Origin of the sequence: Pseudoxanthobacter sp. (genome assembly GCF_036822375.1) — a bacterium.
GTDB lineage: Bacteria > Pseudomonadota > Alphaproteobacteria > Rhizobiales > Segnochrobactraceae > Pseudoxanthobacter.
The window spans coordinates 8,400-15,007 of record NZ_DAISHT010000082.1; the positions used below are offsets into that span (position 1 = coordinate 8,400).

General features: G+C 71.1%; 7 protein-coding genes. 4 read left to right on the forward strand and 3 right to left on the reverse strand.

The features are described from left to right. Positions 1 to 99: 99 nt before the first annotated feature. From V7067_RS09695 to V7067_RS09710, 4 genes are all read left to right on the forward strand, one after another. Complete coding sequence (locus V7067_RS09695) at positions 100 to 1,251, forward strand: alpha-D-ribose 1-methylphosphonate 5-triphosphate diphosphatase (RefSeq protein ID WP_334175691.1); 1,152 nt, start codon at positions 100 to 102, stop codon at positions 1,249 to 1,251. An 85-nt stretch (positions 1,252 to 1,336) separates the two neighbouring features. Next, the gene (locus V7067_RS09700) at positions 1,337 to 1,699 is read left to right on the forward strand and encodes a tRNA-binding protein (RefSeq protein WP_334175692.1); all 363 of its coding nucleotides are present in this window, start codon (positions 1,337 to 1,339) and stop codon (positions 1,697 to 1,699) included. Positions 1,700 to 1,738: 39 nt separating this feature from the next. Next, positions 1,739 to 2,998 (forward strand): glycoside hydrolase family 2 TIM barrel-domain containing protein, encoded by a 1,260-nt coding sequence (locus V7067_RS09705; RefSeq protein WP_334175693.1) that lies wholly within the window; start codon positions 1,739 to 1,741, stop codon positions 2,996 to 2,998. 138 nt (positions 2,999 to 3,136) lie between these two features. Further along, the gene (locus V7067_RS09710) at positions 3,137 to 3,898 is read left to right on the forward strand and encodes a sulfite exporter TauE/SafE family protein (protein ID WP_334175694.1); all 762 of its coding nucleotides are present in this window, start codon (positions 3,137 to 3,139) and stop codon (positions 3,896 to 3,898) included. Positions 3,899 to 3,927: 29 nt separating this feature from the next. Here the strand turns inward: V7067_RS09710 and V7067_RS09715 are convergent, their stop codons facing one another. From V7067_RS09715 to V7067_RS09725, 3 genes are all read right to left on the reverse strand, one after another. Further along, on the reverse strand, positions 3,928 to 5,058 hold the full coding sequence (locus tag V7067_RS09715; protein ID WP_334175695.1) for a 5-(carboxyamino)imidazole ribonucleotide synthase: 1,131 nt from the start codon (positions 5,056 to 5,058) through the stop codon (positions 3,928 to 3,930). A gap of 137 nt (positions 5,059 to 5,195) precedes the next feature. Beyond that, positions 5,196 to 5,723: a 5-(carboxyamino)imidazole ribonucleotide mutase gene (gene purE, locus V7067_RS09720; protein ID WP_334175696.1), complete on the reverse strand. Its 528-nt coding sequence runs from the start codon at positions 5,721 to 5,723 to the stop codon at positions 5,196 to 5,198. Between the two features lie 134 nt (positions 5,724 to 5,857). Continuing rightward, on the reverse strand, positions 5,858 to 6,064 hold the full coding sequence (locus tag V7067_RS09725) for a DUF465 domain-containing protein (RefSeq protein WP_334175697.1): 207 nt from the start codon (positions 6,062 to 6,064) through the stop codon (positions 5,858 to 5,860). Positions 6,065 to 6,608 lie beyond the last annotated feature (544 nt).

Here is a 6,608-nt window from a genome sequence, read left to right on the forward strand (position 1 = left end):
GCCTGAACTGCCTGCCTGATTTTTTCGCCTGAACTGCCCGCCTGAACTGCCGCCCGGCCGGTCCGGCCGCCGGCGGCCTGCCCCAGAAGGAGACCGGTGATGTCGCCGCCTGATCTCGTGCTCGCCAATGCCCGTCTCGTCCTGCCGGAACGGGTGGTCCACGGCGCGGTGGTGGTGCGCGACGGCTTCATCCATGCCGTTGAGGAGGGCGTGACGCGGCCGGCCGGCGCAATCGACTGTGCCGGCGACTATCTGCTGCCGGGGCTGGTGGAACTGCACACCGACCATCTGGAAAGCCACTACATGCCGCGCCCGGGCGTGCGCTGGGATGCGCTGGCCGCCGTGCAGGCCCACGACCTGCAGGTGGCGGGTTCTGGCATCACCACGGTGTTCGATGCGCTGCGCGTCGGTTCCGACCCCGATGCCACCGACGTCGGCCGCGACACGCAGATTCTCGCCGATGCCATCGGCCGGGCCCGCAAGGACCGGCGGCTGCGGGCCGAGCACTTCCTGCATCTGCGCTGCGAGGTGCCGGCAGCAACCGTGGTGGCCGAGGCCGGGCCGCTGTTTGCCGCCGGTCTGGTGCGGCTCGCCTCGCTGATGGACCACACGCCCGGCCAGCGCCAGTTCGTCGACCTCGCCCAGTACCGGCGCTATTATCAGGCCCGCGCCGGCTTCAGCGACGACGAGATGGAAGCCTATGTCACCTATCGCCAGAAGGTGGGGGCCGAGGCGGGCGCGGTGAACCGCCCGCAGCTCGTCGCCATGGCCCGCGCCGGCGGCGCCATTCTGGCCAGCCACGACGACGCCACCCCCGCCCATGTGGCCGAGGCGGTGGCGGAGGGCGTGCGCATCGCCGAATTTCCCACCACGACGGACGCCGCGCAGGCGGCCCGTGCGGCGGGCCTCGCCATTCTGATGGGGGCGCCGAACGTGGTGCGCGGCGGCTCGCATTCCGGCAATGCCTCGGCCACGCAACTGGCCGAACAGGGCCTGATCGACATCCTGTCGTCGGACTACGTGCCCTTCAGCCTCATCCATGCCGCTTTCCTGCTGCCGGAGCGCGCCGTCGGCGTCAGCCTGTCGGAAGCCGTCGGCTTCGTCACCCGCCGGCCGGCGCTGGCCGCCGGCCTCACAGACCGCGGCAGCCTGACGCCGGGGCTGCGCGCCGACGTCGTGCGCGTGCACCGTCCGCCCGGCACGCTGCCGCAGGTGGTTTCCGTCTGGCGACAGGGAACCCGCGTCGCCTGAGCCCTCGCCCGTTGCCATGCCGGCCGCGGCCGGCCCTGTTCCCGGCCGGCGCTGCCGCCGGCCGCCTGCCCGGAGTTCTGCCCCCGTGAGCGATGCATCCGCCCCCGCCGCCCCGATCGGCTTCGACGACTTCCTGAAAGTCGACATCCGCGTCGGCACCATCGTCGCCGCCCTGCCCTATCCGGAAGCCCGCAAGCCGGCCTTCAAGCTGGAAATCGATTTCGGCCCCGAGATCGGCATCCGGCGCTCTTCCGCGCAGATCACCGTGCATTACGAACCGGAGACGCTGGTGGGCCGCAAGGTGCTGGGGGTGGTCAATTTTCCCCCGCGCCAGATCGGCCGGTTCATGTCGGAGGTGCTCACCCTCGGCCTGCCGGACGAGAACGGGGCCGTGGTGCTGATCCGGCCGGATCTCGATGCCGTGCCGAACGGCGCGCGGCTGTTCTGAACAGCCCCTCTCCCCTTTCCGGACGGAACGGAACCTGCCATGCCCCTTCGCCCCGCCGCGCTGGCCGCCGGCCTCAGCCTCGTCCTTGCCCTCGGCCCCCTTGCCCTCGGCCCCCTTGCCGCCCCGGCGGCCGCCGGCCCGGTGGTGGTGGACGGCCGTGACATTGTGGTCGATGGCAGGCCGTTCGTGGTCCACGGCGCCGCCGGCTGGGAGCGGCTCGACGAACTGAAGACCCTCGGCGCCAACGCCATCCGCACCTACGGCGATCTCGGCGGGCCGCTGCTGGACGCGGCGCAGCAGGCGGGCCTGAAGGTTGCCCTCGGCTTCTGGCTGGAGCCGCCGCGCCGCGGCTTCGACTACTCCGACCCGAAGGCCGTGGCCGGGCAGATGAGCCGGCTGGAAGCCTTCGTACAGGCCAACCGCAACCATCCTGCCCTGCTGCTGTGGGGCATCGGCAACGAGGTGGAGGCAGAGGCCGCCGACCCCGATCAGGTCTATTCGGCCATCGGCAAGGCGGCGCGGCGCGTCAAGGCGCTCGACCCCGATCACCCCACCATGGCCGTTCTGGCCGAGACCGGCGACGACAAGGTGCGCCGGCTGATGGCGCTGGCGCCGGATATCGATGTGCTCGGCGTCAATTCTTATGGCGAGGCCATCCCCACGGTCGTCGCCCGCGCCCGTGCGCAGGGCTGGAAGGGACCGGTGATCGTCACCGAGCTTGGCCCCCTCGGCCAGTGGGACGCGCAGAAGACGCCGTGGGGCGCGGCGGTGGAACCGGATTCCGGCGACAAGGCCGCCCGGCTGCAGCGCTATCTGCGGGCGCTCGAAAAGGATGGCGCCGGCGAATTCGTGTTCTTCTGGGGCCAGAAGCAGGAAGTGACGCCGACCTGGCACGGCCAGCTTCTGGAAAGCGGCGAGTGGACGGAAACGGCCGAGGCCATGGCAGCGGTGTGGGGCGGGCAGACGCCCGGCGGCGACCGGGCCCCGCGCATCGCCGCTTTCGCCCTGGAGGGCGGGGATACGGTGCCCGCCGGCCGGCCGCTGCGGGCGCGGCTGGCGGTCGGCGATCCCGACGGCGACCGGATGACCGTGGAATGGACGGTGCTGGCCGAAAGCCGCGACCTGAAGACCGGCGGCGATGCCGAATCCCGCCCGCGGGCGTTTCCTGCCGCGGTGAAGGGCGATGCCACCGGCGCAACCGTGAGCGGCCTTGCCCCCGGCGCCTACCGCCTGTTCGTGACCGTGCGCGACGGTCGCGGCGCGGCGGCGACGGCCAACCGGCCGTTCCTGATCGAATGATCCTGCGGGCCACCGCAGGATCCGGCCGCCGGAACCGGCCATGATGGCCCGGCGGACAGACCGGGCAGAAGGCCGGGCAAGAGGCGGGGCAAGAGGCCGGGCGAACCGGCCCTGTCCGGGAAGGAAGCGTGCGTTCCGATGATCACCGATCCGTGGTTCTATGCCATCGCCGTGCCGACGATCATCCTGATCGGCATTTCCAAGGGCGGCGTTGCCGGCGGTCTGGGGCTGCTCGGCGTGCCGCTGCTGGCCATGGTGGTGCCGCCGCTTGAGGCCGCCGCCATCCTGCTGCCGCTGCTCATCGTGATGGATATCCACGGCGTGTGGGAATATCGCCGCGATTTCGATGCCACCAACATCCGCCAGATGGTGCCCGGCGCCGTGATCGGCACGATCGTTGCTGCCGCCACCGCCCATGCGGTCACCGACAACGACGTGCGGCTGATGGTGGGGCTGATTTCGGTGCTGTTCGCACTCAATGCGTGGTTTTCCGCCGTCAGCCGCCTTGCGGCCCGCGCCAGCCGCAGGCCGACACTGGGGCGCGGCCTGTTCTGGGGCGCCATGGCCGGCTACACCAGCTTTCTCGCCCATGCCGGCGCGCCGCCGGCACAGGTGCACCTGCTGCCGCAGCGCATGGCAACCCGCACCTATGTGGCAACCACGGTGGTGTTCTTCTTCGTCACCAATGCCATCAAGGTGCCGCCCTACCTGATGCTCGGCACCCTCGACCGCACCACGCTGCTGACCTCGCTGGTGCTGTCGCCGCTGGCCCCGATCGGCATGAAGATCGGGTTCTGGACGGTGAAGGCGATGCCCTCGGCCGCCTTCTACCGCCTCGCCTGGTGGCTGGTGTTCGTCATCGGCCTGAAGCTGCTGGCCGACGGGCTGGGCCTCACCTGAGACCCGCCCGGTCGTCGGAGCCGGCTTTCTCAGCCGCGCGGCGGCGGGTTCAGCCGGTTGACGTGCCCCATCTTGCGGCCGGGGCGGGCTTCGGCCTTGCCGTAGAGGTGCAGGTGCGCACCCGGTTCGGCCAGAATGGCAGACCAGCGGCCGGCGTCGTCGCCGATCAGATTTTCCATCTCCACCGGCGCAATCAGCCCGGCGCGGCCGAGCGGCCAGCCGGCAACCGCGCGCACATGCTGCTCGAACTGGCAGGTCTCGGCGGCGTCCTGCGTCCAGTGGCCGGAATTGTGCACCCGCGGCGCGATCTCGTTGGCCACCAGCCGCTCGCCGTCGGCGTCGCGCACGAGGAAGAGCTCCACCGCCAGCGTGCCGACATGGCCGAGGGCAGCGGCCACCTTCGTGCCGATCTCGCGCGCCGCCGCGGCGGTGGCCGCCGAGACCGTCGCCGGAACGGTGGTGTATTTCAGGATGTGGTGCTCATGGCGGTTTTCCGCCACGTCGAACGGCACGACCGTGCCGTCGAGCCCGCGCGCCAGCACGATGGAACATTCCAGCACGAACGGCACGAAGGCTTCGAGAATGGCCGGCTTGGCGCCGATGGCGGCAAAGGCGGCCCCGGCATCGAACCCCTCCCGGATGATCGTCTGCCCCTTGCCGTCATAGCCCATGCGCCGGGTCTTGAGCACCGCCGGCAGGCCGATGCGGACAGCGGCGGCCTTCAGGTCTTCCGCACTGTCGACCGCCGCGAAGGCGGCCACCGGAATGCCGAGACCGGACAGAAAGGTCTTCTCGGAAAGCCTGTCCTGACAGATCGCCAGCGAGCGCGGCCCCGGCCGCACCGGAACGGCCGCCGCCAGCACGGCGGCGGTGCGCTCCGGCACGTTCTCGAACTCGTAGGTGACCACATCGACCGCCGCGGCGAAGGCCTGCAGCGCCGCCTCGTCCTCATAGGCGGCCACCGTGTGAGCGGTCGCCACCTCGAAGGCCGGGCTCAGCGGATCGGGGCAATAGACATGCACATGAAGCCCGAGGCGCGCGGCCGCCACCGCGATCATGCGGCCGAGCTGGCCGCCGCCGAGAATGCCGAGGGTGGAACCGGGCGCCAGAACGGGACCGGCCGGGGAGCCGGCTTCCGCCGGCGCGCTGTCGAGGCTCATCTCGGATCACCTTCAGATCGGGCGGGCGGGGCCGCCCGGCAGGGGAGGCCGCGGCCACGGGCCCGCGCAAGCCGGCCGGTCAGGTCTTCACCGCCGGCGATCCGGCCGCATCGCCCGGCGCGGAATGTCAGGAGGGCTCAGGCGGCGTCCATGTCCGGACGGTCCGGCACCGCGGCGGTGCGCTCCGCCCGCCAGGCATCGAGCCGGGCGGCGATTTCCGCATCGGTCGTGGCCAGCACGGCAACCGCCAGCAGCGCGGCATTGACGGCGCCGGCGCGGCCGATGGCCAGCGTGCCGACCGGAATGCCCGCCGGCATCTGCACGATCGACAACAGGCTGTCCTCGCCCGACAGCGCCTTGGATTCCACCGGCACGCCGAACACCGGCAGCGGCGTCATCGCCGCCACCATGCCCGGCAGGTGAGCCGCGCCGCCGGCCCCGGCGATGATGATGCGGAAGCCCTCGTCGCGGGCGCCCTTGGCGAAGGCGACCATGCGGTCCGGTGTGCGGTGGGCGGAAACCACGCGCACATCGTGCACGATGCCCAGTTCCGTCAGCGTGTCGCTGGTGTGGCGCATGGTCGCCCAGTCGGAGGTCGACCCCATGATGACAGCCACCCGCGGCTTGTCGTCGGTTTCCTGAACCACGCTGATCCCCTCGCGCACGCTGAAAGCCTCGTGCCTGCCGGCAGGCCGCCATCCGCGCTCCGGGCGCCGGACGGCCGGAAAGTGGCGGCATTAACGGAAAGAGCGCGCCCGCGCAAGCACCGCCCCGGCGGGACGGCGCGCGGGCGACGCCCTCAGGCGATGATGTCCGGCAGCATCTGGTCTTCCAGAAAGGTGATGCGGTCCTTCAGCAGCAGCTTGCGCTTCTTCAGCCGCTGCACCTGAATGAAATCGGCATGGGCGGAAGCGGCCAGCGCGGCAATGGCGGCATCGAGGTCGCGGTGCTCCTGCCTCAGGCGCGCCAGCTCCAGCCGGGCGGCGGTTTCTTCCTCTTCGGTCATTGCGGCCTCCAGCCGGTGGCACCGGCGGGGCAGGCCCGGACCGCCCCCTTCATGCGGCCCAGACCGCAGACCAGGTCGCCGGCCATGCCGCAGACCCCGCAACGCGACTTTCCGCCCGCCATTCGCTGCCCATCACGTTCCCGCGGCGCTGCAGGGCCGCTCATCCACTCAACGCTTCGCCCGGACGCCGCCGCCCGCGCCGGCCTGTCCCGAACTTGTGCATGAGCCTAGCACGAAGCCGGCGCGAACGGCAGGTGGCGGATTGGCCGCCGGCACGGCGGCATCGCCGCAGCGCCCGGCCGGGCCGCGGCCGGCGATCCCGGCAAAGGAATTTGATCTGTCCCCTTGCAGGGCGCCGATCATGCCCCAAATTGAGATAAGGAGAGGAGCCGACACCCTTCGCACGGCGAAGGATCGGTGGCACACTCCGGTCAGTGCCGACAGGGCGGTCGAACGAGAAACCGCCGGCACACATCGAGGCCGCAACGAAAAAGGGAGTTCAATCTATGTCGATTGATTCACGTCTGGCCGAACTGAGCCGTCG

Bases quoted from the DNA above. Each gene is read 5' to 3' on its own strand.
- V7067_RS09725 (WP_334175697.1), bottom strand. From the start codon at position 6,064: ATGACCGAAGAGGAAGAAACCGCCGCCCGGCTGGAGCTGGCGCGCCTG.
- V7067_RS09695 (WP_334175691.1), top strand. From the start codon at position 100: ATGTCGCCGCCTGATCTCGTGCTCGCCAATGCCCGTCTCGTCCTGCCG.
- V7067_RS09715 (WP_334175695.1), bottom strand. From the start codon at position 5,058: ATGAGCCTCGACAGCGCGCCGGCGGAAGCCGGCTCCCCGGCCGGTCCC.
- V7067_RS09705 (WP_334175693.1), top strand. From the start codon at position 1,739: ATGCCCCTTCGCCCCGCCGCGCTGGCCGCCGGCCTCAGCCTCGTCCTT.
- V7067_RS09710 (WP_334175694.1), top strand. From the start codon at position 3,137: ATGATCACCGATCCGTGGTTCTATGCCATCGCCGTGCCGACGATCATC.